This window comes from Streptomyces sp. NPDC006368 (assembly GCF_040612535.1).
Classification (GTDB): Bacteria; Actinomycetota; Actinomycetes; order Streptomycetales; family Streptomycetaceae; genus Streptomyces.
This window is the reverse complement of record NZ_JBEXQK010000053.1, coordinates 1-23,296: the sequence shown is the minus strand read 5'-3', so window position 1 is coordinate 23,296 and position 23,296 is coordinate 1. Positions and strand designations below refer to the sequence as shown.

The 23,296-nt window shown below is 73.1% G+C and carries 17 protein-coding genes and 2 pseudogenes; 7 read left to right on the top strand and 12 right to left on the bottom strand.

The genetic code is table 11. The annotated features are described in order from the left end of the window. The first annotated feature begins 430 nt into the window (after positions 1-430). On the top strand, positions 431-3,142 hold the full coding sequence (gene ppdK / locus ABZZ38_RS27320; RefSeq protein ID WP_356744660.1) for a pyruvate, phosphate dikinase: 2,712 nt from the start codon (positions 431-433) through the stop codon (positions 3,140-3,142). Between the two features lie 577 nt (positions 3,143-3,719). Then, on the top strand, positions 3,720-4,796 hold the full coding sequence (locus ABZZ38_RS27315) for a winged helix-turn-helix domain-containing protein (RefSeq protein ID WP_356744658.1): 1,077 nt from the start codon (positions 3,720-3,722) through the stop codon (positions 4,794-4,796). Here ABZZ38_RS27315 and ABZZ38_RS27310 read toward each other — a convergent pair. Next, the gene (locus tag ABZZ38_RS27310; RefSeq protein WP_356744656.1) at positions 4,766-5,926 is read right to left on the bottom strand and encodes an alkaline phosphatase PhoX; all 1,161 of its coding nucleotides are present in this window, start codon (positions 5,924-5,926) and stop codon (positions 4,766-4,768) included. The two genes, ABZZ38_RS27315 and ABZZ38_RS27310, sit on opposite strands and share 31 nt — an antisense overlap. Before the next feature lie 478 nt (positions 5,927-6,404). Here ABZZ38_RS27310 and ABZZ38_RS27305 point away from each other — a divergent pair, with 478 nt between their 5' ends. Then, positions 6,405-6,809, top strand: coding sequence for a VOC family protein (locus tag ABZZ38_RS27305; RefSeq protein WP_356744654.1), 405 nt, complete (start codon positions 6,405-6,407; stop codon positions 6,807-6,809). A gap of 60 nt (positions 6,810-6,869) precedes the next feature. Here ABZZ38_RS27305 and ABZZ38_RS27300 read toward each other — a convergent pair. The 4 genes and pseudogenes from ABZZ38_RS27300 to ABZZ38_RS27285 all read right to left on the bottom strand — a co-directional run. Next, a pseudogene (locus ABZZ38_RS27300) lies at positions 6,870-7,234 on the bottom strand (SDR family oxidoreductase); the annotation flags it as partial. A gap of 28 nt (positions 7,235-7,262) precedes the next feature. After that, positions 7,263-7,604 (bottom strand): nitrite reductase small subunit NirD, encoded by a 342-nt coding sequence (gene nirD / locus ABZZ38_RS27295; protein WP_356744652.1) that lies wholly within the window; start codon positions 7,602-7,604, stop codon positions 7,263-7,265. After that, on the bottom strand, positions 7,601-10,120 hold the full coding sequence (gene nirB, locus ABZZ38_RS27290; RefSeq protein WP_356744650.1) for a nitrite reductase large subunit NirB: 2,520 nt from the start codon (positions 10,118-10,120) through the stop codon (positions 7,601-7,603). Before nirB ends, nirD begins: the two co-directional genes overlap by 4 nt. Before the next feature lies 1 nt (position 10,121). Next, the gene (locus ABZZ38_RS27285) at positions 10,122-11,309 is read right to left on the bottom strand and encodes an FAD-dependent oxidoreductase (protein WP_356744648.1); all 1,188 of its coding nucleotides are present in this window, start codon (positions 11,307-11,309) and stop codon (positions 10,122-10,124) included. 281 nt (positions 11,310-11,590) lie between these two features. Here ABZZ38_RS27285 and ABZZ38_RS27280 point away from each other — a divergent pair, with 281 nt between their 5' ends. Further along, a complete protein-coding gene (locus tag ABZZ38_RS27280; RefSeq protein WP_356744646.1) occupies positions 11,591-12,391 on the top strand; it encodes a TSUP family transporter in 801 nt (266 codons plus the stop codon). Positions 12,392-12,400: 9 nt separating this feature from the next. Here the strand turns inward: ABZZ38_RS27280 and ABZZ38_RS27275 are convergent, their stop codons facing one another. Beyond that, positions 12,401-13,015: a class F sortase gene (locus ABZZ38_RS27275; RefSeq protein WP_356744644.1), complete on the bottom strand. Its 615-nt coding sequence runs from the start codon at positions 13,013-13,015 to the stop codon at positions 12,401-12,403. Positions 13,016-13,196: 181 nt separating this feature from the next. Then, complete coding sequence (locus ABZZ38_RS27270) at positions 13,197-13,802, bottom strand: hypothetical protein (RefSeq protein WP_356744642.1); 606 nt, start codon at positions 13,800-13,802, stop codon at positions 13,197-13,199. Between the two features lie 304 nt (positions 13,803-14,106). Between ABZZ38_RS27270 and ABZZ38_RS27265 the strand changes: the two genes are divergently transcribed. The 3 genes from ABZZ38_RS27265 to ABZZ38_RS27255 all read left to right on the top strand — a co-directional run bounded on the left by ABZZ38_RS27265 (position 14,107) and on the right by ABZZ38_RS27255 (position 15,634). Then, the gene (locus ABZZ38_RS27265; protein WP_356744640.1) at positions 14,107-14,703 is read left to right on the top strand and encodes an NAD(P)H-dependent oxidoreductase; all 597 of its coding nucleotides are present in this window, start codon (positions 14,107-14,109) and stop codon (positions 14,701-14,703) included. Positions 14,704-14,882: 179 nt separating this feature from the next. Further along, entirely contained in the window at positions 14,883-15,200 is a 318-nt protein-coding gene (gene cutA, locus ABZZ38_RS27260; RefSeq protein WP_356744698.1) for a divalent-cation tolerance protein CutA, read from the top strand. Next, positions 15,197-15,634, top strand: a complete 438-nt coding sequence (locus ABZZ38_RS27255; RefSeq protein WP_356744638.1) for a gamma-glutamylcyclotransferase family protein — start codon at positions 15,197-15,199, stop codon at positions 15,632-15,634. Before cutA ends, ABZZ38_RS27255 begins: the two co-directional genes overlap by 4 nt. On the opposite strand, the gene ABZZ38_RS27250 is transcribed toward ABZZ38_RS27255, so the two are convergent. The 5 genes and pseudogenes from ABZZ38_RS27250 to ABZZ38_RS27230 all read right to left on the bottom strand — a co-directional run. Further along, complete coding sequence (locus tag ABZZ38_RS27250; RefSeq protein WP_356744636.1) at positions 15,600-17,678, bottom strand: molybdopterin oxidoreductase family protein; 2,079 nt, start codon at positions 17,676-17,678, stop codon at positions 15,600-15,602. The genes ABZZ38_RS27255 and ABZZ38_RS27250 overlap by 35 nt on opposite strands. A gap of 190 nt (positions 17,679-17,868) precedes the next feature. Continuing rightward, a complete protein-coding gene (locus tag ABZZ38_RS27245; RefSeq protein ID WP_356744634.1) occupies positions 17,869-18,486 on the bottom strand; it encodes an ElyC/SanA/YdcF family protein in 618 nt (205 codons plus the stop codon). A gap of 220 nt (positions 18,487-18,706) precedes the next feature. Then, a complete protein-coding gene (locus tag ABZZ38_RS27240; protein WP_356744632.1) occupies positions 18,707-19,468 on the bottom strand; it encodes an aquaporin in 762 nt (253 codons plus the stop codon). A 358-nt stretch (positions 19,469-19,826) separates the two neighbouring features. Further along, a complete protein-coding gene (locus ABZZ38_RS27235) occupies positions 19,827-21,923 on the bottom strand; it encodes a hypothetical protein (RefSeq protein ID WP_356744630.1) in 2,097 nt (698 codons plus the stop codon). After that, positions 21,920-23,032, bottom strand: a pseudogene (locus ABZZ38_RS27230) (VWA domain-containing protein); the annotation flags it as partial. The pseudogene ABZZ38_RS27230 and the gene ABZZ38_RS27235, both read right to left, overlap by 4 nt. Between the last annotated feature and the right edge of the window lie 264 nt (positions 23,033-23,296).

Genomic DNA, 23,296 nt, shown 5'->3' with positions numbered 1-23,296 from the left:
CGGGGTGCCCCGCCCACCGCGCGCAGGCGCGTCACCAGGGCGTCAAAGGCGTCCGGATGGTGGGATACGGGGGTGGGGACGGGGCGTGATTCTCGCCACCCCTGATAGGGGTTGCGCTCAGATGAGCAACAAACCCCCGATTGTACTTCTCAAAGGGTGGCACTGAGTGCCACCCTTTTTGCGTTCAAGGCTTGAACTCACTTGCCTGATTGTCAGCTCATCTGAGCGGCTATCCTGGGTTTTCGGTCAAGCGGCATTCGGAGGGTGAAGGAATCCAGCTCCCTGCAGCTACTCGTGAGTTACCTGCGATCTGCTGGCGGACGGGTGGTTAAGGCCGTATGACGGGTAGGCGTACATACCCAGACGCCTTCGATCTGGGTATGTTCCTCGCCGTCAGGGCAGCCACCGAGTCCTCGAGGAGTCGAGACGCGTGTCGGAAAACAAAGATCAGAAGTTCGTGTACGACTTCACCGAGGGAAACAAGGACCTCAAGGACCTGCTCGGTGGCAAAGGCGCCAACCTCGCCGAGATGACGAACCTGGGCCTCCCCGTCCCGCCCGGTTTCACCATCACCACCGAGGCCTGCAAGGTCTACCTCGACAGCGGCGACGAGCCCGTCGAGCTTCGCGACGAGGTCACCGCGCACCTCGACGCCCTTGAGCAGAAGATGGGCAAGAAGCTCGGCCAGGCCGACAACCCGCTCCTCGTCTCGGTCCGTTCCGGCGCCAAGTTCTCGATGCCCGGCATGATGGACACCGTCCTCAACATCGGACTCTCCGACAAGTCCGTCGAGGGCCTGGCCAAGCAGGCCGGGGACGAGCGGTTCGCCTGGGACTCGTACCGGCGCCTGATCCAGATGTTCGGCAAGACCGTCCTCGGCGTCGACGGCGAGCTCTTCGAGGAGGCGCTGGAGGAGGCCAAGGCCGCCAAGAAGGTCACGGTCGACACCGACCTCGACGCGGGCGACCTGAAGAAGCTCGTCAAGCAGTTCAAGAAGATCGTCAAGACCGAGGCCGGCCGCGACTTCCCCCAGGACCCGCGCGAGCAGATGGACCTGGCCATCAAGGCCGTCTTCGACTCCTGGAACGGCGAGCGCGCCAAGCTCTACCGCCGCCAGGAGCGCATCCCGCACGACCTCGGCACGGCCGTCAACGTCTGTTCCATGGTCTTCGGCAACCTCGGTCCCGACTCCGGCACGGGCGTCGCCTTCACCCGCGACCCCGCCTCCGGCCACCAGGGCGTCTACGGCGACTACCTGCAGAACGCGCAGGGTGAGGACGTCGTCGCCGGTATCCGCAACACGGTGCCGCTGGCCGACCTGGAGTCGATCGACAAGAAGTCGTACGACCAGCTGATGCAGATCATGGGGACGCTGGAGAACCACTACAAGGATCTCTGCGACATCGAGTTCACCATCGAGCGCGGGCAGCTCTGGATGCTCCAGACCCGCGTCGGCAAGCGGACCGCCGGTGCCGCCTTCCGGATCGCCACCCAGCTCGTCGACCAGGGCCTCATCGACGAGGCCGAGGCGCTCCAGCGCGTCAACGGCGCCCAGCTCGCCCAGCTGATGTTCCCGCGCTTCGACGAGAACGCCAAGATCCAGCAGGTCGGGCGCGGTATCGCCGCCTCGCCGGGCGCGGCCGTCGGCAAGGCCGTCTTCGACTCGTACACCGCCGTCAAGTGGTCCCGCTCGGGCGAGAAGGTCATCCTGATCCGCCGCGAGACCAACCCGGACGACCTGGACGGCATGATCGCCGCCGAGGGCATCCTGACCTCGCGCGGCGGCAAGACCTCCCACGCGGCCGTCGTCGCGCGCGGCATGGGCAAGACCTGTGTCTGCGGCGCCGAGGAGCTGGAGGTCGACACCAAGCGCCGCCGCATGACCGTACCCGGCGGGCACGTCGTCGAGGAGGGCGACGTCGTCTCCATCGACGGCTCCACCGGGAAGGTGTACCTCGGCGAGGTCCCGGTCGTGCCGTCGCCGGTCGTCGAGTACTTCGAGGGCCGCATGCACGCGGGCGCCGACGACGCCGACGAACTCGTCCAGGCCGTGCACCGGATCATGGCGTACGCGGACCGGGTACGCCGGCTGCGCGTACGGGCCAACGCCGACAACGCCGAGGACGCGCTGCGCGCCCGTCGCTTCGGTGCGCAGGGCATCGGCCTGTGCCGTACCGAGCACATGTTCCTGGGCGACCGCCGCCAGTACGTCGAGCGGCTCATCCTCGCCGACACGGACGCGGAGCGCGACGAGGCCCTCAAGGCCCTGCTGCCGCTCCAGAAGCAGGACTTCGTCGAGCTGTTCGAGGCGATGGACGGCCTGCCCGTGACGGTGCGCCTCCTGGACCCGCCGCTGCACGAGTTCCTGCCCGACATCACCGAGCTGTCGGTGCGCGTCGCCCTCGCCGAGGCCCGTAAGGAGCCGCACGAGAACGAGCTGCGCCTCCTCCAGGCCGTGCACCGGCTGCACGAGCAGAACCCGATGCTGGGTCTGCGCGGCGTGCGCCTCGGCCTGGTCATCCCCGGCCTGTTCACCATGCAGGTGCGGGCGATCGCCGAGGCCGCCGCCCAGCGGGTCGAGGCCAAGGGCGACCCGCGCGCCGAGATCATGATCCCGCTCGTCGGCACCGTCCAGGAGCTGGAGCTGGTCCGCGACGAGGCCGAGCAGGTCATCGCCGAGGTGCAGGCGCAGACCGGCGTCGAGCTGAAGCTGGCGCTCGGCACGATGATCGAGCTGCCCCGCGCCGCCGTGACCGCCGGTCAGATCGCCGAGTGCGCCGAGTTCTTCTCCTTCGGCACCAACGACCTCACCCAGACGGTGTGGGGCTTCTCCCGGGACGACGTGGAGGCCAGCTTCTTCACCGCGTACCTGGAGAAGGGCATCTTCGGCGTCAGCCCGTTCGAGACGATCGACAAGGACGGCGTCGGCGCGCTCGTGCGCAGCGCGGTCCAGGCCGGCCGGGCCACCCGCCCGGACATCAAGCTCGGCGTCTGCGGTGAGCACGGCGGTGACCCGGAGTCGGTGCACTTCTTCCACGAGGTGGGCCTGGACTACGTCTCCTGCTCGCCGTTCCGGATCCCGGTGGCGCGCCTGGAGGCGGGCCGGGCGGCGGCGCAGTCGTCCGGGAGCGACAGCCGCTGAACGATCGGGCGAGCAGCCTGATGCGGATATTCCGGAATACCGATCGGTCGGTATTCCGGGCCTGACCACCGGAGCCGTCGTCGGTCACTTCGACCCTCACCGACACGGCGGTGGCTCCGGGTCGCAAGAGAGACGGGGCGGACACCTTGTGCGGAGGTGTCCGCCCCGTCGCATTTCGTCTGTGTGGAATTGTGGATACCGGTTGCGTTACGTCCGGTTGAATTCTGGGCTGTTGAATGGCGGACTTCGGGAGTCCGCTCGAATTGCGCCATTCGCCCCGCAAACAAAGGGCGGAGCGCGGCCACCGGATCCCCACCCGCCGACCGCGCCCCATTACCCCTGCCGGACAGGAGAGCCGCAACCTGTCAGGACCGCCGCCGGACGCGCGAAGCCCCCCACGGTCTTCTGCACGTCACCTCGGTCCTGAAGGTTTCCCGTCCGACGCCGTACAGCTTTTCGGTTCACCCCCTGCCTCCGCGATGCGTTTCAACTGTGGCTGAAATGCCGTGGTGACGTGCTGTGATGGCATGCATACTCAATGGAGGGGGTGATTGCGGATGCAACAGGTGGGGGTTCAGTGCTACGTATACATTTCACCGGGGCAGACCTTGCCGGGGTTCGGATGGCGGCCCGGCCGGACGCGCTGTGGGAAACGGTCCTCAGCTTTCACCGATTGCGGGACCGGCGCGGCGCGCCGGTGTACGGGGAATGGCGATCCGAAACCCGGACGCGGTTGAACGGTGAAACACGACTCCTCGGCGCGCTCGTCCCGCAGCGGGGCTATTTCCCCGACTTCCTGACGCCACCCGAGGGCCTGCACGGTCTCGACACGGCCCTGGAGGCGGTGCGGGCCACCCCGCCCGCCCGGATCCACACCGAACTCGCCCTGCTGGGCGCCTCCCGGCCCGGCTCGGCGCCGCTGCCCGGCTGGGCCGCCGGTCTCGCGGAAGGCCGCCCCGAGACCTTCAGCCGCCTCCTGGGCGCCCTGCGCGGCTACCACCGGGCCGCCGTCGAGCCGTACTGGGCGTACATCCAGTCCCAGGTGGAGGCCGACCGCGCCGTACGCGGCCGGGCGCTGCTCGACGGCGGGGCCGACGAACTGCTCGCCTCGCTGCCGCCGACGCTGCGCTGGCGCTCGCCCGTGCTGGAGGCGGACTACCCGGTCGACCGGGACCTCCACCTGGACGGGCGGGGCCTGCTGCTGCAGCCGTCGTTCTTCTGCCGGGGCACCCCGGTCGTCTACCGCGACCCCGGCCTGCCGCCGGTGCTGGTGTACCCGGTCACGCACACCGACGCCCAGGCGGCCGGGGAGCCGTGCGGCCCCGGCGGGGCGTCGTCACTGGGCCGGCTCGTGGGGCACACCCGCTCCGAGGTCCTCAGGGCCATCGGCCACGGCGGTACGACCAGTGAACTCGCCCGCAGGGCCGGGGTGTCGCTGGCCTCGGCCAGCCAGCACGCGGGCGTGCTGCGGGACGCGGGCCTGGTGGTCACCCTGCGCCAGGGCAGCTCCGTCCTGCACACGCTGACGCCGCTGGGCGCCGCCCTCCTGCACGGCGGCGCCCAGCCCAGGCCCAAGCAGCAGCGGCAGCAGCACCAGGAGCAGTTCCGCCAGCCGCGGCGGCGCTACGCGCGGAACGGACCCGTCACCTCGTAGGTGATGCCGCCCGACGAGCTGTTGGTCGTGCCGCGCTGGCTGGAGAAGTACAGCCGCTTGCCGTCGGGGGAGAAGGCCGGCCCGGTGATCTCCGAGCCGGAGTGGCCCTCGATCCGCAGGAACGGCGCGACGACGTCGTCCGGCGTGATGACGCAGATCTCCATGTTGCCGCCGTCCTCCGCGATGTACAGGTCGCCGGAGGATGAGCCGGTGACGTTGTCCACGCCGGTCAGCGGGGCGGTGCCGCCGGTGACCAGGGAGTCGTCGTAGGCCAGCTCGTAGGTGTTGGTGGTGAGGTTCAGCTGCCACAGGCGGTTGTCGCCCTTGGTGGTGAACCAGACCGTGTCGTTGGCGTAGTGGCAGCCCTCGCCGCCGTTGAAGCGCTTGGCGCCCGAGACCTGGTCTCGGGTGTAGGTGGGGGAGCCGTCCGGGTCGGGCACGGTCACCCAGGTGAAGCTGCCGGAGGTGGCCGTACCGGCCTTGAGCACCTGGAGCGTGCCGGAGGAGAGGTCGCCCCACGTGGTGGGCACGAAGCGGTACAGGCAGCCGTTGGACTCGTCCTCGGTCAGGTAGATCACCTTGCGGACCGGGTCGGCCGCCGCCGCCTCGTGCTTGAACCTGCCCATCGCGTCCCGGCGCACGGCGGCCTTCACACCGTACGGGTCGGTCTCGTAGACGTACCCGAGGCTGACCTCCTCGCACGACAGCCAGGTGTTCCACGGCGTCTTGCCGCCCGCGCAGTTGGTGCGCGTGTCGGACAGGACGCGGTACGCGCCGGTGATCGCGCCGGTCGAGGAGAACTTCACGGCGCTCGCGCCGCCGCCCGGGTTGATCTCCGAGTTGGAGACGTAGATCCAGCCCGTGCCGTCCGCGTAGCAGGCACCGCCGTCGGGGGCGTTGTGCCAGGTGTACGAGGTGGGGCCGACCCGCTGCCCGGACCGGGCGATCACCCGGCTGGTGAAGCCGCTCGGCAGCCGGATGCCGTTGGCGTCCGCCGCGCCGAGCGCCCCGTACGGGCCCGCGCCCGGCTGCGCCGGTGCCGCGTGGGCGGCGCCCGGCATGAGGGTGAAGCCGAAGGCGGCGGCCGTGCCGCCGATGACCGCTCCGCGCAGGAAACTGCGACGTTCCACTTGTCACTCCAGGAAGAGGCTGGTGGCCGCCCCGCTCGCCGGTCGGCGGCGGGGTTCGCTCGCGCTTCCGGAACCTAGGAGTTCCACATGGGTCCCGCATTGACGGTGCATCAACAACCGGTGAAGCGGAAGCGGCGCGGCGGTCGGCCTTCCCCCGTCACCGCCGGGACGGGGCGCCGAACGCCTCCGGGGCCCGCTCCGGCGGGACGTCCACCGTCTTGCCGGCCGCCGGAGGCCGCGCGTCACCCGGCAGCCTCCACGTGACCCTCCGACCCGGGGAGCTCGCGGCGCTCATGGGACTCCGGTGCTCATGGGGCCGACGCCGGGCCGGGGTGCGGAGGCCCGCGACGTGAGGGAGATTTCTTCCAAGAGGTTTTCGAGGGGCGATGAGTTTTCGCGGGGGGCCGGGTCTACCCCTTCGAAAGCGCCACGGCGACCACGACGGCGCCATGGCACCCACACGGAACGGATGGACGACATGCCTCAGATGATCTTCGTGAACCTGCCCGTCAAGGACCTGGAGGCGTCCAAGGCCTTCTGGGGCAAGCTCGGTTACCCCTTCAACGAGCAGTTCACCGACGAGCACGCCGCCTGCCTCGTCTTCAGCGACACCATCTTCGCGATGCTGCTCACCGAGCAGCGCTTCAAGGACTTCACCAAGAAGGAGATCGCCGACGCCCGGACGTCGACCGAGGCGATCATCGCGCTGAGCGCGGACAGCCGCGAGAAGGTCGACGCGCTGGCCGACGCCGCCCTGGCGGCCGGTGGCTCCCCGGCCAACGACCCCCAGGACTACGGCATGATGTACAGCCGCTCCTTCCAGGACCCCGACCACCACCTGTGGGAGGTCATGTGGATGGACCCGGCGGCCGTCCAGGGCTGAGACGCGGCGCGTCGGCGTGCGGCGGCCGGGGGACACCCGGCCGTCACGCCGAGGCGCCCCGTCCACGACGAGATCCGCGCCCACCACCGAGCCGGCGTCCTCGGACGCCGGGTACAGGACCGCGGCGGCGACCTCGGCGGCTGACGACACCCGGCCGGGCGGTGACTGGTCCTTCATCCGCACCGCGCGCTCGGCCTCCGTCGCGCCGCGGCGCAGCGACATCGAGGTGTCCGACGCGCCCGGGCTGACCGCGTTGATCCGTACCCCGTCCCGGATGTGGTCGAGCGCGGCGGCGCGGGTGAGCGCCGAGACGGCGGCCTCGGACGTGAGGTGGCCGGCGCCCCCCGGATGCGGGGATGGGCGCCGGGGTTGGACGGGATGTTGACGACGGCGCCACCGCCGTGGGCCCGCATAGGGGCGATCTCCGCAGCCGGGACGCTCGGTCAAGTGATGTCAGGCGGCGGAGACCAGGGCGGCCCTACGGACCGGGAAGACCGCCACCGACACCTCGTCGTCGTCCAGGCACCGGCCCGTCTCCAGGTCGAAGCGCTGCTTCAGGAGAGGCGACGCCACGAAGGGCCGACCGCCGGTCGAGCCGAGCAGGCCCCGCGCCAGCACCTGGGCGCCCGTGAACGGATCGCGGTTGTCGATCGCGTACAGCCGGCCCGTACGGTCCCGGAACAGCGCCACCTGGCGCCCGTCCGGCAGCAGGGCCGCCATGCCGCGCCCCGGCGTCAGCACCGAGTCGTCGCAGATCGGCAGCCACTGGTCACGGTGGGAGAGTTCGAGCATCATCGGGCGGAAGTCCCTTCGAGGGTCAGGACGGTCAGGTCCGGCTTGATCTGGCCGCGCTCCGGCACGAACTTCACCGAGGGGTCGGGTGCGTCCGGGGCGTTGACGAAGGAGACGAACCGGCGCAGCCGCTCCGGGTCCTCCAGGGTCTCGGCCCACTCGTCCCGGTAGCCGGCCACGTGCGCGGCCATCAGGGCCTCCAGCTCGTCGCACAGTCCGAGCCTGTCGTGCACGATCACGTCGCGCAGGTGGTCCAGGCCGCCTTCGAGCCGCTCCAGCCAGGTGGCCGTGCGCTCCAGCCGGTCGGCCGTGCGGATGTAGAACATCAGAAACCGGTCGATCAGCCGGATCAGCTCCGCGTCCGACAGGTCCTGGGCGAGCAGGTCCGCGTGGCGCGGTGTCGCGCCGCCGTTCCCGCCGACGTACAGGTTCCAGCCGTTCGCCGTGGCGATCACGCCGAAGTCCTTGGACTGGGCCTCGGCGCACTCCCGGGCGCAGCCGGAGACGGCCGACTTGAGCTTGTGCGGGGCGCGCAGGCCCCGGTAGCGCAGTTCGAGGTCGATCGCCATCTTCACCGAGTCCTGCACGCCGTACCGGCACCAGGTCCGGCCCACACACGACTTCACCGTGCGCAGCGACTTGCCGTACGCGTGCCCCGACTCGAAGCCGGCGTCCACCAACCGCGCCCAGATCACCGGCAGCTGGTCGACCCGCGCACCGAACAGGTCGATCCGCTGACCACCCGTGATCTTGGTGTAGAGGCCGAAGTCGCGGGCCACCTCGCCGATCACGATCAGCTTGTCCGGGGTGATCTCACCGCCCGGGATGCGCGGCACGATCGAGTACGAGCCGTTGCGCTGCATGTTCGCGAGGAAGTGGTCGTTGGTGTCCTGCAGGGCGGCCCGCTCGCCGTCGAGGATGTACTCGTTGGTGAGGCTCGCCAGGATCGACGCCACGGCCGGCTTGCAGACCTCGCAGCCCTCGCCGCCCCGCGCCTCCTCACGGCCGTGCGAGTCGAGCAGCTGCCCGTACGAGGTGAAGCGCATCGTGCGGACGATCTCGTACAGCTCGCTGCGGCTGTAGGAGAAGCAGTCGCACATCCCGCTGTCGGCCGCCTTCGGCAGCAGCTGCTCGATCACCTTCACGCAGCTGCCGCAGCCCGTGCCCGCCTTGGTGCACTTCTTCACCTCGGGCAGCGAGGAACAGGCGCAGATGGCGCCCTTGGTGACGTTGTGGCAGGAGCAGATGATCGCGTCGTCGGGGAGCGACGAGGGGCCGAGGGAGACCGGGGCACCGGCACCGGCCGGCAGCACCAGCTGCTCGGGCGACACCGGCGGCTTCGTCCCGGTCATCGGCCGCAGCATGCCGTACGTCTCGGCGTCACCGACCAGCACGCCACCCAGCAGCACGCCGTCCGGGTCCACGACCAGCTTCTTGTAGATGCCGGAGCGCGAGTCCGAGTAGACGACGTCGAGGCAGTTCTCCGTCGTCCCGTGCGCGTCACCGAAGGAGGCCACGTCCACGCCGAGCAGCTTCAGCTTGGTGGAGGTGTCGGCGCCCGTGAAGCCGTCCGCCTCCTCGTCCGCGATGGCCGCGGCGGCCGTCAGCGCCATGTCGTAACCGGGCGCCACCAGCCCGTACACCCGGCCGTCCGCCGCCAGGGCGCACTCGCCGATCGCGTACACCGCCGGGTCCGAGGTACGGCACCGCTCGTCCACCGCGATGCCGCCGCGCTCACCGACCGCCAGGCCGCAGTCGCGCGCCAGCTGGTCCCGGGGCCGTACGCCCGCCGAGAAGACCACCAGGTCGGTGGCGACCGTCGAACCGTCCGACAGGGCCATGCCCGTCACGGCGCCGTTCTCGGTGATCACTTCCTGCGTGCCCGTGCCCGTGTGGACGATGAGGCCCATGTTCTCGATGGTGCGCAGCAGCGCCGCGCCACCGCCCTCGTCCACCTGCACCGGCATCAGGCGCGGCGCGAACTCCACGATGTGCGTCTCCAGGCCCAGGCCCTTGAGCGCGCCCGCCGCCTCCAGGCCGAGCAGCCCGCCGCCGACCACCGCGCCGGTCGTCGCCGTCTTCGCGTACTCCTCGATGGCGAGCAGGTCCTCGATGGTCCGGTAGACGAAGCAGCCGGTGGCGTCCTTGCCCGGCACCGGCGGGACGAAGGGGTACGAACCGGTTGCCAGCACCAGCGTGTCGTACGCGATCACCCGGCCGGCGCGCGAGGTGACCGTCCGCGCCTCGCGGTCGATCGCCTCGGCCGGGTCGTCCAGGTGCAGCTCGATGCCGTGCCGCGCCATGAAGTCGCCCTCGACCATGGACAGGTCGTCGGGCGTCCTGCCGTCGAAGTACGAGGTGAGCCGGACCCGGTCGTACGCCGGGCGGGGCTCCTCGCAGAAGACGACGATCCGCGCCCGCTCCGTGACGCCCCGGTCGGCGAGGGACTCCAGGAAGCGCTGGCCGACCATGCCGTGGCCGACGAGGACGATGGTGGGCGTGTTCGGCGTGTTCGGCATGTCAGGAGCCTCCGTCATGGGTGAGCAGGTGGAGCAGGGGCGCTTCAGGGAGGGCCTCGTCGCCCTCCCAGGCCCGGGCGAGCGCCCCGACCGCGCCGAGGTCGCCGAGCAGGACGCCGCCGACGAGCCGGTCCCCGCGGACGACGACCTTGCGGTACGCGCCGCTCGTGGCGTCGGCCAGCTGCACGGTGTCGTCACCGGGCCGCGGCGTCGCCTCGCCGAACGCCGCCAGTTCGAGGGCGTCCATGCTGAGCCGCGTCAGGGCGCGGGTGCCGCGGTAGGTGCCGGTGCCGTGGGTGAGCACCTCGGCCAGGACGTCGGCCTGCTCCAGGGCGGCACCGGCCAGCCCGTAGAGCCGGCCGTCGTGCTCGGCACAGTCGCCGATGGCGTGGATGTACGGGTCGGAGGTGCGCAGCTGGTCGTCGACGACGATCCCGCGCCGCACGTCCAGCCCCGCCTCCAGGGCCAGGCCGACGCGCGGCCGGACCCCGCAGGCCAGCACGACGACGTCCGCGTCGAGGACGAAACCGTCGGCGAGTTCCACCGCTTCGACGACATCGTCGACGCAGCGCAGGCCACGGACGCGGCACTCGGTGTGGACCTCCACGCCGAGGTCCTCCAGGTGGCGGCGGAGCAGCGCGGACGCGTTCGCGTCGAGCTGGCGCTCCATCAGGTGCTCGCCCTGCTGGGCCAGCACCACCTCCGCGCCCCGGGTCGCCAGCGCGCGGGTCGCCGACACGCCCAGCAGGCCGCCGCCGATCACCACCGCCCGCACACCCGGGCCGACCAGCGCGTCCAGCGCCAGGCAGTCGTCGAGCGTCCGGAACGCGTGCACCCCGGCGGGCAGCCGGCCGCCGCCCACCCCACCCAGACCGCGCAGGGGCGGCAGCACCGGGTTCGAACCGGTGGCCAGCACCAGCCGGTCGTACGCGAACGACTCACCGCCCGCGCAGTGCACCACCCGGGCCGCCCGGTCGACGCCGGTCACCCGCACTCCGCGGCGCACCGGCTGTTCCCGCCCGGCCGGCAGGGCGATGACCTCGGGCCCGTACCGCCCGGCCAGGACGTCCGCGAGCAGCACCCGGTTGTACGGGGCGTGCGGCTCCTCGCCGAGCAGGGTGACGGGCAGCCGTTCGGCGAGGCGTGCCCCCGCCGTACCACCGCCGACCACCACGATCCGTGAACTCATGTCCAGCAGAGTGCGTCGGCGGTGTTTCCCGGCAGCATCCCGTTTGTTTCCGCTACGGAAAGCTGACCTCAACACCGGACGGGCCGGGCGGTGAGGGGGCCGAGCGGTGAGGAGTCCGGGCGGTGAGGAGTCCGGGTAGTGAGGAGTCCGGGTAGTGAGGGGATCGGGCGGTGGGGCGGGGAAGCTCCGTACACAGGAGGGGGACGCGCGGACCTCAGACGTACCTCAAGTCTCCCCGGATTCGTGGACGGCACATCGACCCCGTCCCTAGGGTCATGGGCATGCCCGACATAGCGCTGACCACCCTGCTCTTCCTCTGCGCCGCCGCGCTCGTGGCCGGCTGGATCGACGCCGTGGTGGGCGGCGGCGGGCTGCTGCTCCTGCCCGCGCTGCTCCTCGGCCTGCCGCACGGACCGGCCGCTCACATCCTCGGCACGAACAAGGCGGTGGCCATCGTCGGCACGTCCGGCGCCGCCGCGACCTACGTACGCAGAGCCCCGGTGCGCGTCCCGGTGAGGACTGCGGTACGGATCGGGCTGGCCGCGCTCGCCGGGTCCATGGGCGGCGCGTTCTTCGCGGCGGGCGTCAGCAGCGAGGTGCTGCGGCCGGTGATCATGGTGGTGCTGCTGGGCGTGGCGGCGTTCGTGGTGCTGCGGCCCTCCTTCGGCACGGGCCGTGCGGGCGGTGCGGGCGCGCACACGCGCCCGGTGACCAGGGCCCGGGTCGTCGTGGCCGTCGTGCTCGTGGGGGGCGGGATCGGGTTCTACGACGGGCTGTTCGGGCCGGGGACCGGGACGTTCCTGGTGCTGGCGCTCACCGCCGTGCTCCACCTCGACCTGGTGACCGCGTCCGCCACCGCCAAGATCGTCAATGTGTGCACCAACGCCGGGGCGCTCACGATGTTCGCGTACCAGGGGACCGTGCTGTGGCAGCTGGCGATGGTCATGGCGGTGTTCAACCTGGCGGGCGGGATGCTCGGCGCGCGGATGGCGCTGAGCAAGGGCGCGGAGTTCGTGCGCGGGGTGCTGCTCGTGGTGGTCTTCTCCCTGGTCGCGAAGCTGGCCTTCGACCAGTGGGCCTGACCGGTCGGGTCAGCGGACGCCGATGAGGTGCGCGTACGCGACGACATTGCCCTGGTAGCCCGTCTCCTCGTCGAACCCGCCGCCGCAGGTGATCACGCGGAGCTCGGCGCGGTCGGTGGCGCCGTACACCTTGTGGTCGGGGAAGGCGTCGTTCTCGTACACCTCGATGGCGTCGATCGTGAAGACGGCGGTGCGGCCGTCCAGGCGGGAGACCTCGATGCGGTGGCCCTTCTTGAGCGCGCCGAGGGCGTAGAAGACGGCGGGGCCGTCGGCGTTGTCGACGTGGCCCGCGATGATGGCGGTGCCCTTGGCGCCGGGCGGGGTGCCGTCCTTGAACCAGCCGGCGATGTTGCGGTTCCCGGTGGGCGGGACCTCCAGGCTGCCGTCGCGGGCCAGACCCAGGCGCATGACGGGCGCGTCGACCTCGATCCCGGGAATCCGGACGCGGACCGGGGCGGACGGCGGCAGCGGGTCGGCGGCGGCCTCGGTGTGCTGGTCGGGGCCGGCGGCGAACGCCTCGGCGGCGGAGGGGACGGGCGGGGTGACGTCGGTGGAGCCGTTCTGGACGAGCCACACGCCGACGAAGGCGGCGACCGCTATGCCCCACCCCTTGCTTCTCGTCATGGGTGTCGCTCCCGTATGCCTGTGGTGCGGGCCCGTCGGGCGGTGCGGGCCCGTTCCCGCGGTGTGGGCCTGTTCGGGCGGTGCGGCGTGGTGTCCCCCGCCCGCGCTGCGGCCTCGGGGACACGCGCGGCGGGGGCGGGGGACGAGGTGGCGGGGGTGTTGCCCGGGGACGGTGCCCCGGTCAGCGGCCCTGCGCGCCGCTCGCCCGGCGGCGCAGGAGCCATACCCCGCCGACGGCGGCCGCGGCAAGCACCGCCGCGCCCGCCGCGATCTGGGCGGTGTCGGGGCCGACGCTGCCCCCGACACCGGTCTTGACGTGGCCGCTCGGGTTCGGGACGTGGCCGCTGGGATTCGGGACCGGGACGTGGCTGCCGACGCCCTCCTCGTGCCCCTCGCCCTTCTGGTGGCCGCCAGGGACCTTGCCGCCGCCGCCGTGCGTGACGGTCAGGGCACCGGCGGCCGTCTTGCCGTTGACGCAGGTGACGGTGATGTCGTAGGCGCCGGGCTTGGCGTGGGCCGGCACCTTGAACTGGCCGATGACGACCTCCTTGTGGGTGCCCGGCGCCACCTTGAACTCACCCGCGCCCAGGGTTCCGGTGTCCCCGAGGCCGCTGCCGTTCTTGCCGCAGGCGGTGGTGTTGACCGTGACGGTCTCACCCGGGGTGGCCGTCGCCGGGTAGACCTCCAGCACCGCGATGTCTCCGGCGTACGCGGCCGGCGCTGCGAAGGCGCCGAGCGCGACGGCCGTCAGCGCGGTACCGGTCAGCAGGCGGGGGATGGTGCGCATGGGTCCTCCGAGCGCGCGAGGGGCGGGTCCGCCGAGGGCGTCCGCGAGGAGGCGGTGTCCGCGACGGGCGGTTGTCCTTGGTCCCATGGGTAAGGCCACGCCCCCTCGCCCGCTTGCTGATGCCTCATCAGTTCCCCCGGTCGCGCCGCCTTGCCGGAGAACATCGCCGCAGGTCAGGGCGGGCGTGGCAAGCCCGGGCCGCGCGCCGTGCCGAACGGGTGACGCGCGCCGCCGACCGAGGCCGGACGCAGGCCTCCGGAAGGCGCTTGACCTCAAGTCCGCTTGAGGGACCAGGCTGCTCGCCATGGACACCGAAACGAACTCCTCGCCCCTCCGGCTCGCCGTCATCCTCGGGAGCAACCGCCAGGGCCGCTTCGGACCCGTGATCGCCGACTGGTTCCTCGCACGCGTCGCCCAGCACGCCGCCTTCACCGTCGACGTCGTCGACCTCGCCGACGCCGACCTGCCCACCGCCCTGTCCCACGACCCCGACCCCGCCGTGCGCGCCGAGCTCGGCAAGGTGAGCCCGACCCTGCGCGACGCCGACGCCTTCGTCGTCCTCACCCCCGAGTACAACCACTCCTACCCCGCCTCCCTCAAGAGCCTCATCGACTGGCACTTCACCGAGTGGCAGGCCAAGCCCGTCGGCTTCGTCTCCTACGGAGGAGTCTCCGGCGGCCTGCGCGCCGTCGAGCACCTGCGCCAGGTCTTCGCCGAACTCCACGCCGTCACCATCCGCGACACCGTCTCCTTCCACCACGCCCACGGCCACTTCGACGAGGACGGCACCCACAAGGACCCGACCGCACCCGACGCCGCCGCCAAGACGATGCTCGACCAGCTCACCTGGTGGGCCCACGCCCTGCGGGACGCCAGGGCGGTCCGCCCCTACGCGGGCTGAGGCGCCGCGCCCCGGCGTAGGCTTCCCCCGGACGTCCCTGTCACCGACGGAGATACTTCACCGAGGAGATCCTTACGGAGGAGAGCGTGAACACGGAGCAGAGCGTGACCGCCGAGGAGAGCGCGAACTCGGAGCAGAGCGTGACCGCCGAGGAGAGCGTGAACACGGAGCAGAGCGTGATGGCGGCCCTGACCGTGCTCACCACCACCGACAGCGCCGAGAAGGCCGAGGAGCTGGCCCGGGGCGCGGTGGAGGCCCGGCTCGCCGCCTGCGCCCAGATCTCCGGCCCGGTCACCTCCGTCTACCACTGGCAGAACGCCATCGAGACCACACAGGAGTGGCAGGTCTTCTTCAAGACGACCGAGGCCTGTTACGCCACGCTGGAGGCGCACCTCACCGCCGCGCACGACTACGACACCCCGGAGATCATCGCGATGCCCGTGGTGCGCGGCAGCGCGGCCTATCTGTCCTGGCTGGCGGGGGAGACCTCGGCGTGACGGGGACGGGCGAGCTGCCGTTCTTCGTGTACGGGACGCTGCGCCCCGGTCAGGACAACCGCGCCCTCCACCTGCGCGGCCGTACGGCGACGGAGGAGCCCGCCCGGCTGTCGGGCGCCCTGTTGTACGAGGGCCCCGGCTACCCCTACCTGGCCCGCGGCGCGGGTGACGTGCTGGGCGAGCTGGTGACGGCGGCGCCCGGCTCGTACGACGCCCTCCTCTCCGTACTGGACCGGCTGGAGGGGTACGCCGGACCCGGCCACCCGCTCAACCTCTACGAGCGGGAGGCCTGCGAGGTCCGGCGTCTGAGGGACGGGGCACGGGTCCGGGCGTGGGTGTACGTGGCCGCGCCGGCCGTGCGGTCCGGGTTCGGCCCGCCGGTCGCGGGCGGCGACTGGCTCAGCCGCGTTCGAGCCGTACCGCGCACACCTTGAACTCCGGCATCCGGGACGTCGGATCGAGGGCGGGATTGGTCAGGGTGTTCGCCCGTCCCTCGCCCGCCCAGTGGAACGGCATGAAGACGGTGTCCGGCCGGATGCCGTTGGTGATCCGCGCGGGCGCGACGGCCCGCCCGCGCCGCGACACCACCGCGACCGGCTCGCCCTCGGCCACGCCCACCCGCTGCGCGAGGCGCGGATGCAGCTCCACGAAGGGCCCGGGCGCGGCGGCGTTCAGCTCGGCGACCCGCCGGGTCTGGGCGCCCGACTGGTACTGGGACACCACTCGCCCGGTCGTCAGCACCACCGGATACTCGTCGTCCGTCTCCTCGCCCGCCGCCCGGTGCGTGACGGGAACGAACCGGGCCCGCCCGTCCGGCGTGGCGAACCGCTCCAGGAACAGCCGGGGCGTGCCCGGATGCCCCGGTTCCGGACAGGGCCAGAAGACCCCGTCCTCCTCCACGATGCGGCGGTAGCTGATGCCCGCGTAGTCGGCGGGGCCGCCGGCCGAGGCGCGGCGCAGCTCGTCGAAGACCTCCTCGGGGTCCGTGGGGAACCCCTTCTCCCAGCCGAGCAGTTCGGCGAGGGCGTTCAGGACCTCCAGGTCGCTGCGGACGCCCTCCGGCGGCTGTACGGCCTGGCGGCGGAGGAGTACACGCCCCTCGAGGTTGGTCATGGTGCCCGTCTCCTCGGCCCACTGGGTGACCGGCAGGACGACATCGGCGAGCGCGGCCGTCTCGGACAGGACGACGTCCGCCACGGCCAGGAAGTCCAGGCTCTCCAGCCGCTCCTGGATGTGCCCGGCGCGCGGGGCCGACACCACCGGGTTGGACCCCATGAGCAGCAGCGCCTTGATGTCGGTGCCCAGCGCGTCGAGCAGCTCGTACGCGCTGCGCCCCGGCCCCGGCAGCGTGTCGGGGTCGACATCCCACACGCCGGCGACGTGGGCGCGGGCGGCCGGATCGTCCAGCTTGCGGTAACCGGGGAGCTGGTCGGCCTTCTGGCCGTGCTCGCGCCCGCCCTGCCCGTTGCCCTGCCCGGTCAGGCAGCCGTACCCGGACAGGGGCCGGCCGGCGCGGCCGGTCGCCAGGCACAGGTTGATCCAGGCGCCGACGGTGTCGGTCCCCTTGGACTGCTGCTCGGGCCCGCGCGCGGTGAGCACCATCGCGTGCTCCGGCGCGCAGAACATCTCCACCGCCTCGCGCAACTGCGGCACGGGCACTCCCGTGATGCGCTCGACGAGCGCCGGCCAGTGGGACATGGCGGCGGCGCGGGCGTCGGCCCAGCCGGTCGTGCGGTCCGTGATGAAGTCCTCGTCCGTCCGGCCCTCCGCCACGACCAGGTGCAGCAGGCCGAGGGCGAGCGCGAGATCGGTGCCGGGGCGGGGCGCGAGGTGCAGGTCCGCCTGCTCGGCGGTGCGGGTACGGCGGGGGTCGACGACGATGAGCCTGCCGCCGTTCTCCTTCAGCTCGGTGAGGTACCGCAGCGCGGGAGGCATCGTCTCCGCCAGGTTCGACCCGACGAGGATGACGCACCCGGTGCGCGGGATGTCCTCCAGGGGGAAGGGCAGGCCCCGGTCGAGCCCGAAGGCCCGCTGGTGCGCGGCGGCGGCCGACGACATGCAGAAGCGGCCGTTGTAGTCGATCTGCGACGTGCCGAGGACCAGCCGGGCGAACTTCCCGAGCGCGTACGCCTTCTCGTTGGTGAGCCCGCCGCCGCCGAAGACCCCGACGCTGTCCGCGCCGTGCCGCTCCCTGCCGCGCCGCAGCCCCTCGGCGACGGTGCGCAGGGCCTCCTCCCAGGTGGCCGGTTCGAGCCTGCCTGTGGCGGGGCGTCGAATCAGCGGCCCGGCCAGCCTGGCCCGGGAGGAGAGTACTGCGGGTGCGGTACGCCCCTTGCCGCACAGGGCGCCCCGGTTCACGGGGAAGTCCGCGCGCTCCACCACCTCGACCACCTCGGCGCCCTGTTCGGCGGGCCGCAGGTTCATCCCGCACTGCAGGGAGCAGTACGGACAGTGCGTGGGGGTGGTGACTGGGAGCATGCCCCCGAGCATGCGGCGCCCGTGTTACACCCACGCACCCGCCGCATTACGGACCCGGTACGTACCTCTCCGCCCGTTCCCCGCCCCACGGTGAGCCGAGCGGCCCGCGCCGCAGGTCCGGGCGTGCCGCCGTCCCACCCCCGGGACCCGCGCGGTCCCACCCCCGGGGCCGGCCGTCCCACCCCGGGGCTCAGTGATCGCCTGCGGACGCCAGCGCATCCGTGACGCCCGTCTCCTCCCGGCCCAGGAACGTCGGGTGCGGCTTGAACGCCGCGTCCGCCGCCCCCTTCCCGGCCGCCACGAGCTCCCGCACGCCGCCGTAGTACCAGACCGAGTCGTGCGGCTCGGCGACACCGACCCCGTACGAGTCGACGCCCGCCGCCCGGCACAGCGTCACCGCCCGCCGGATGTGGAAGCCCTGCGTGACCAGGACCGCCCGGTCGACACCGAAGATCTTCTTCGCGCGCACGCAGGAGTCCCATGTGTCGAAGCCGGCGTAATCGCTGACGATCCGCCCGTCCGGTACGCCCCGCTCCGTCAGGTACGCGCGCATGGCGTCGGGCTCGTCGTACTCGGCCCGGCTGTTGTCCCCGGTGACCAGCACCACCTTGACCTTGCCCGTCCGGTACAGCTCGGCGGCCGTGTCGAGGCGGTGGGCCAGGTACGGGGTAGGGCGGCCCTTGTGGAGGCCCGCGCCGAAGACGACGGCGACGTCCCGCGCGGGGACGTCGGCGGTCGTGCGCAACCGGCTGTCGGCGACGGCGTGTATCCACGTCGCGGGTGCGAGCGCCAGCACGCACCCGAGCATGGCGCCCCGCACCAGCCGCCGCCGGGTCCGTCGGCTCCTCGGCGGCCGTGGAGTCTCTCGCACCCATGACGGCCATGACGGCCGTGACAGCCGTGACAGCCGTGATGGCCGTGATGGCCGTGACAATTGTGGCAGCCGTGGCAGCGGCCTGCGTCGCATGTACGAACCTCCCGTTGGTGTTCCCCTCCGTCCTCTCCGACGCCGAACGGCCGTGGGTGGTTCAGCTCGTGGCTCCGGTGGCTCCTGTCACTCCGGTGGCTCCCGCTGCTCCCGTGGCCGGTTCGGCGGCGGCCGGCGGGCATCCGCGCCCGTACAGCAGGGTCGCGAGCCCCCCGCCGATCAGCGCGCCGACGAGCTGCGCCGCGATGAAGCCGGGGAGGGACGCAGGGGCGATGCCCGTGAAGGAGTCGGTCAGTGAACGGCCCACGGTCGCCGCCGGGTTGGCGAACGACCCCGACGACGTGAACCAGATCGCGGCGGCGATGTACGCGGCGACCGCCACCGGCGCGAGCGCGGGGCGACCGATCCGGTCCAGGCCCTGGATCAACAGGACCAGCCCGGCGGTGGCGACCGCCTCGCCGAGCAGCAGATGCCCGTCCGACCGGACCTGGGTGGACCAGTTGCCGGGCGCCCGGCCGAACATCGCCTCCGCCAACAGCGCCCCCGCGACCGAGCCGGTCAGCTGGGCGGTGATGTACACCGCCACCTCGCCGCCGGTCAGCCCGCCTCCCGCCCGGCGCCCGGTCCACCAGGCGCTGAGGGTGACGACGGGGTTGAGGTGCGCCCCGGACACCGGTCCGAACAGCGCGATGAGCAGGCCGAGCCCGATCGCCGACGCCAGCGAATTGGCCAGCAGCCGCACTCCGACGTCCTCACTGAGGCCGGTCGCCTGGATGCCGGAGCCGATGATGACGGCGACCAGCGCCCCACTGCCGACCAGTTCGGCGACCGCGCGGCGGGGCAGTGCCCTGTCCGTAGCCATGAGTACCCCCAAGTCCCGATGTAGTGGAAAATATATTCCGCGTTTCGGAAACATTGACAGAGGGCAGGGGCAGGATCGTGCGGTCCGCCAGGACGCGCGGCATGAACCCCGGCACATCCGACCAGGCCCGGGCTCTCGTGGCCGCCCGCACGCGCCGGACGGGCGGATCCTCACCGGCGCCCGCCGTGTGGACAGCCACAACGCGGACGTGGCGGGCGTCTCCCAACCTGTTCGGCGCCGACGCCTGGCCCGGCTGCCTCGCCGCGATCGCCGACCGCCGACCGCCGACCGCCGACCGCCGGACCGGGACGCCGGTCGTCCGGTACGAGTACGGCGACGACCTGACGGCCGCCCTGCGTCACGGCCTCACGTCCGTCGGCCCCCTCCGCGCCCGGCCGGCCTGGGACGAGGGGCCGGAGGCCGGCTCGGGCGGGGGCTTGGGCGTGGGCTCGGACGGGACCTCGGGGGTGGGCTCGGGCGGGACCTCGGGGGTGGGCTCGGGCGGGGGATTGGACGCCGGGGCCGACGCCCGGTCCGGCGCACCGTCCGACGCCCGGGCCGACGCCGGGTCGGGCTCCGGCTCCGGTGGTGACCAGGCCGCCGACAGCAGCGACCGGGTCGCCGCCGACGCGTAGACCGCCGCGGCCAGCCACGCCCGCGCGAACGCGCCCGGGTCGGCGGGCAGCAGGCGCCCCAGCGCGTCCCGGCTCCGCGCCGCCGCCGCGTCCTGGAGCTCCCGCGCGCAGCGGGCGCCGGTCGTCAGGCCGACCGCCCGCAGCCGCCGCGGGAGTTCGCCGTCGGCCGCGGCGGCGGCGAGGGAGCGGCCCCCCGCCACCGTACGGTCCACGGCGCGGCCGAGCAGGTCCAGCTCCAGCGGCAGGGCGGGCACGGGCGCTGGCGCGGAAACGGACGTGCGCGGGGGCGCGGCGGATGGCGCAGCGGGTACGTGCGTACGGTTCAGCCGGCGCAGCCCCAGGTCCGCGCGGAGCGGCTCCCCCTCGTGACCCTCCCAGGCCGCGGCGAGGGCCCGCACCCCGCCCGGCCGGTCCGGCGCGACCCGGGCGATCAGCCGCAGCCGGAGCCCGGGCCGGGCGGCCAGCAGCCGCAGGTTCTCGGCGTACGGCAACTCGGGGCGCTCGTCCGGCGCGTACAGCGACACGACGGGCCCGCCCTCGACCGCGAACCCGGTGGCCGTGACCGTCCCGGTGAGGAACAGCAGGTCGCCGCCGGCCGTGCGCTCGCCGGCGGGCCGCGCCCACCAGTCCAGTGCCGCGTCCAGCTGGGCGGACGGCGGGCGCCGCCAGAGCGCGTCGAGCGGTGGCTCGTGCCAGCCGCCGCCCGCCGCCCGCACCGAACGGACCCGGCCGCCCCCGCCGATCCGGCCGTCCGCCGAGACGGTCGGCGAGGTGAGGATGACCCCGCCGCCGTCGCCCAACTCCCGCAGCGGCAGCGCCGAACCGCCCGGCACGAGGGCCGTGACGGCAGCCTGGAGCGCCCGTTCCGGACCACCGGGCGCCACATCGGAGACGGTCCGCAGCGAACCGTCCGGGGCCATGGCGTACACGGTGGCGCCCGCGTAGCCGGAGGCCGTGACGACCGGTTCGGTGAACAGCCCGTACAACCGCAACGGCTGGGCGGGCCGGTACTCGCGTCGCGCCGGGCCCTGTGCCGTGTCCGGCCGCTGTACGGCGTCGAGCAGCTCCGCCAGGTCGGCGGACAGCTCGGACAACCGGAACGCCGGGTCCTCGGACCGCGCCTCGCCGAGCCGCCGCGCGACGCGTACGGCGACGGCGGCGGGCCGGTGCAGCCCCGCGAGCCGCGCGGAGTGCGCGGCGTGCAACACCTCGGCCCGCACCACGGCGCCCGCCCCGGCCACGCCCGCCACGAGCACCCCGACACCGGCGTCCCCGAGCGCCCGCAGGGCCCCGGCCTGGGCGTCGGTGAGCTCGGCCGCCGGGGACGCCTGAGCCGTGTCGCGCGTGTCGTCCGTGTTGTCGGAGTCGGGGTCGGGGTCGGACGAGTCGTCCGTCCGGACAGTGCGGTCCGTGGCGTCCTCGGCGGTCCCGGGGGCCTTGGCGACCTCGGGGGCCTCGGGGACCTCGGCGTCCCCGGCATCGTCCGGACCTTCGGTGCCCGGGGAGTCGAACCCCTCCTCCGCGACCGGGGCCATCGACAGGACCACCGCGCGGTGCAGGCACGCCGGGGCGAGCAGGCAGCCGCACACCGCCGCGTCCGCCGACGCCACCCTGCCGTCCGGCGCCGTCGTGAGCGTCACCACCGTGTCGTCACCGGCGCGCACGAGGACCCCGTCCGCCACCCGCTCGACCGGCCAGCCGGCCGCCTTCGCCACCGCGCCGTCCACGCGCTTGCGCAACCGGGCGGGCAGCAGGTCGAGCGCCGCCGCCGCGACCTCCGCGGTCACCGGGGGAAGGGCCCCCGGGGGAAGAACCGTCACCGCTGCGTACCTCCTACGCGTTCGCCGACCCAGCGGGCCAACTCCAGAGGGCTGAGCGCGGCGACCGGCATGCCCGCCGCCACCAACTGCCCCGCCACACCCGCCGAGTACCGTGGCCGGCCCCGGTCGTCGAGCGAGGCGCACCCCAGGACGTGGCAGCCCGCGTCGACGAGCGCCCGCACCTCCGACAGCAGGGGCCCGACCAGGCCGCCCTCCTCGAAGTCGCTGACCAGTACGACCAGCGTGCGCGAGGGCACCGTCACCAGGTCCCGGGCGTACCGCAGCCCGCGCGCGATGCTGGTGCCGCCGCCGACCCTGACCTCCAGCAGCAGGCTCAGCGGGTCGCCGACCTGCCCGGTCAGATCCAGCACCTCGGTGGAGAAGGCCACGAAGTGCGTACTGAGGGCGGGCACCCCGGCCAGTACGGACGCGGTCAGCGCCGACCAGATGGTGGACGCCTCCATCGATCCCGACACGTCCACCACGAGCACCAGCCGCCAGTCCGCCCGCCGGCGCGCACGGGTACGGAAGACGGGCCGCTCGGGCAGGACGGTCACCGCGCCGCTCACCGGGTCCCGTCGGGCCGACGCCAGGTTGGCGGCCAGGGTGCGCCGGAGGTCCAGGGGGCCACCGGGGCGCCGGGTGGGGCGTGGGTGGGCGAGCCCCGTCAGCGCGGGGCGCAGCCGGTTGGCGAGGGCCTCCGCCAACTCCCGTACGAGCCGGGCGACCAGGGGCCGCAGCCGGGCGAGCCGGTGCTCGGGCAGGCCGCCCGCGTACGACAGCACCGTGCGCAGCAGCTCCACCGAGGGGCGGGCCGACGCGGGGTCGAGCTCCAGCGCGGCGTCGAGCCGGCCGGCGTCGGCGGCAGCGGCGAGCACCTCCTCGCGTACGCCGGGCCCGAACAGCGCCGCCAGCTCCGCCGACCAGGCCCGCACGTCCGGGAACGGCGCCTCGCTCCCGCCCCCGGAGCCACCGGCGTCCTCACCCCGCGCGCCCTCACCGCGTCCACGCCCGTACAACTCGTCGAGCGCCGTGGCGACCCGCCCGGCCGCCCCCGTCAACTCCCGCCCCCGCCCGAGCACCAGCCGCCACCGCTCCCCGGGCGTGAGCCCCGGACTCTCGCCCTCCGGCCCGGCCCCCGCCGCCCCGCCGGCCGGACCCGTCGGCCCCGCACCGGGCGCGCCCGCACCGCCGGGGGCGACGCCGAAGGCCCCGCGCCCAGGGGTGTCACCCCGCCGCGTCGCACCGTCGGGCCGCCCGCCGCCCCCGGAACCCCCTTCCGGCGCCCGCGCAGAACGGAAGAGCACACTTAAGAACTCCACTCACTACCTTCACAAACTCGTATGCCGTCATCAACGTGCACTGCTTGGTCT

Coding starts and splice junctions, on each gene's coding strand:
- ABZZ38_RS27275 (WP_356744644.1), bottom strand. CDS start 13,015: ATGACGAGAAGCAAGGGGTGGGGCATAGCGGTCGCCGCCTTCGTCGGC.
- ABZZ38_RS27280 (WP_356744646.1), top strand. CDS start 11,591: ATGCCCGACATAGCGCTGACCACCCTGCTCTTCCTCTGCGCCGCCGCG.
- ABZZ38_RS27250 (WP_356744636.1), bottom strand. CDS start 17,678: ATGCTCCCAGTCACCACCCCCACGCACTGTCCGTACTGCTCCCTGCAG.
- nirB (WP_356744650.1), bottom strand. CDS start 10,120: ATGCCGAACACGCCGAACACGCCCACCATCGTCCTCGTCGGCCACGGC.
- nirD (WP_356744652.1), bottom strand. CDS start 7,604: ATGATGCTCGAACTCTCCCACCGTGACCAGTGGCTGCCGATCTGCGAC.
- ABZZ38_RS27305 (WP_356744654.1), top strand. CDS start 6,405: ATGCCTCAGATGATCTTCGTGAACCTGCCCGTCAAGGACCTGGAGGCG.
- cutA (WP_356744698.1), top strand. CDS start 14,883: ATGGCGGCCCTGACCGTGCTCACCACCACCGACAGCGCCGAGAAGGCC.
- ABZZ38_RS27265 (WP_356744640.1), top strand. CDS start 14,107: ATGGACACCGAAACGAACTCCTCGCCCCTCCGGCTCGCCGTCATCCTC.
- ABZZ38_RS27285 (WP_356744648.1), bottom strand. CDS start 11,309: ATGAGTTCACGGATCGTGGTGGTCGGCGGTGGTACGGCGGGGGCACGC.
- ABZZ38_RS27240 (WP_356744632.1), bottom strand. CDS start 19,468: ATGGCTACGGACAGGGCACTGCCCCGCCGCGCGGTCGCCGAACTGGTC.
- ABZZ38_RS27245 (WP_356744634.1), bottom strand. CDS start 18,486: ATGCTCGGGTGCGTGCTGGCGCTCGCACCCGCGACGTGGATACACGCC.
- ABZZ38_RS27270 (WP_356744642.1), bottom strand. CDS start 13,802: ATGCGCACCATCCCCCGCCTGCTGACCGGTACCGCGCTGACGGCCGTC.